This is a genomic window from Neobacillus drentensis (assembly GCF_036966985.1).
GTDB classification, from domain to species: domain Bacteria; phylum Bacillota; class Bacilli; order Bacillales; family Cytobacillaceae; genus Neobacillus; species Neobacillus drentensis_E.
In genome coordinates this window covers 1-1,848 of sequence record NZ_JBALSN010000717.1, presented here as the reverse complement: position 1 = coordinate 1,848, position 1,848 = coordinate 1, and the positions used below count along the sequence as shown (strand labels likewise).

Genomic DNA, 1,848 nt, shown 5'->3' with positions numbered 1-1,848 from the left:
TTTAGTAGTCCCATTTTATTCACCTCATCTTTTCTTCTTAGTATGGAGAAAAAATGGTATAATTATGCTTGTATTAGTTTATTGCCTATAGGGAATTCAGTGGAATAGTGTTTCCATTTATCAAACTAATTTACTTTTCTATAATAATTTTATGTGAATTCATGTAATTTAGTGCAGGATCAAAATGAAAAAAGTGGAAAGCGTAATAGCTTTCCACCTTATTTATATAATCTTATTTTCCCGTTATGTTTAATTTTTTCATCCGATACTGCAGGCTTTGTCGGCTCAATCCGAGAAGATTAGCGGTTCGGGATATATTAAAATCATTTTTAGATAATACATGATCAATATAAGATTTTTCAAATAACTCCATCTGATGTTTCAGTGGTACTGCTGTATCAGAATGTTCCTTTATAAAGGTGTCCACCGTAGAAAGGGGGATCATTCTCTCTCTCATCTGCATTTTGCTTCGATATTGGTAGGGTAAATGAGAGTAGGAAATCCATTCCTCGTCCATCATTATGTTCATCGCAGCTTCAATTATATGCTCCAGTTCACGGACATTCCCAAGCCAGTCATACTCGAAAAATGACTGCTTAACCTCCTCTGACAAACCTTTTACATTCATCTGAAACAGTTCGTTGTATTTTTGAATAAAACTCTCGACTAATAATGGAATATCCTCTTTACGATCTTTTAACGCAGGGATAAAAATGGTGACAACTCCCAGACGATAATACAAGTCTTTGCGCATTCGATTATTAGCAATCGCATCAATCGGATCTTCATTCATATTGGCAATGACCCGAACATCTACAGGAGTATCCTTCGTATCCCCAATTCGCCTAATCGTTTTTTCCTGTAAAACACGGAGTAATTTTGCCTGCAGATTGAGATTTAATGAGTTAATCTCATCGAGAAGCAGGGTTCCTCCGTTGGCTTGTTCGAATAAGCCGGGGGTATCGACTGCTCCCGTAAAGGCACCCCGCTTTGTTCCAAACAGAAGACTTTCGATTAGATTATCAGGCAAGGCAGCACAGTTTTGTGAAATAAACGGAGCAGATAGCCGAGTGCTTCCATTGTGGATGCTTTGAGCAAAAAGCTCCTTCCCGGTTCCTGTATCTCCAACGATTAAAACATAGGAAGAGGTGCGGGTTGCCCGCTTAGCAGATTCAATGACTTCTTTAATGGCTGGGCTGTTTCCAATGATTTTATCAAAAGTGTATCGGGTCTGCCCCTTATTCATATTGCCTTTGATGAGTCGTACCAGCTTTGTTACATCATTGGCGATCTCGACAGCACCCTGAAGTTTTTCGTTGTTAAAAATAGGGATGGTATTGTTAATGGTCGTAATTTCGCGTCCTTTATTATTAAAATAAGTTTGTTTGACGTTACTTGTTTCTTTTCCCTCCTGGAGTGCTTTTACTAGTGTGCTAGATTGATCGTCTTTAAACATGAATACATCAAGCAGGTTTTTATCAATAACATCTTGAAGGTCCATGGACTCCATTTGCATCATTTTTTTATTGTAAATAATCGTTTTTCCAGTTTCATCTACTGCATGTACACCCACATCCACTTCGTCTAAGATCCGTTTATACATTCGATTTAGATACTGTAAATAATTGACTGTATGATTAGTTTTCTCCATTTAGATTCATTCCCTTTGATTAATCCTTTATGCAACTATTTAATCAAATAAAACTTAATAATGCAAAATAGTTTTGCAGTTTTATTAGAAAAATGTTAAATTTGCAAAGTATGTTTGCATTGGTGAGGGAATTCCTTTATTTAGTGACTTTTTGAAGATAAACGTTCTATCCTTTTTGTGGAAAAATTATTTTTGCG

Annotated in this window: 1 protein-coding gene; it reads right to left on the bottom strand. The window is 36.3% G+C overall.

Features of this window, described 5'->3' with window-relative positions; genetic code table 11:
* Positions 1-232: 232 nt before the first annotated feature.
* Complete coding sequence (locus V7659_RS30935; protein ID WP_335543822.1) at positions 233-1,651, bottom strand: sigma-54 interaction domain-containing protein; 1,419 nt, start codon at positions 1,649-1,651, stop codon at positions 233-235.
* Between the last annotated feature and the right edge of the window lie 197 nt (positions 1,652-1,848).

Bases quoted from the DNA above. Each gene is read 5' to 3' on its own strand.
- V7659_RS30935 (WP_335543822.1), bottom strand. From the start codon at position 1,651: ATGGAGAAAACTAATCATACAGTCAATTATTTACAGTATCTAAATCGA.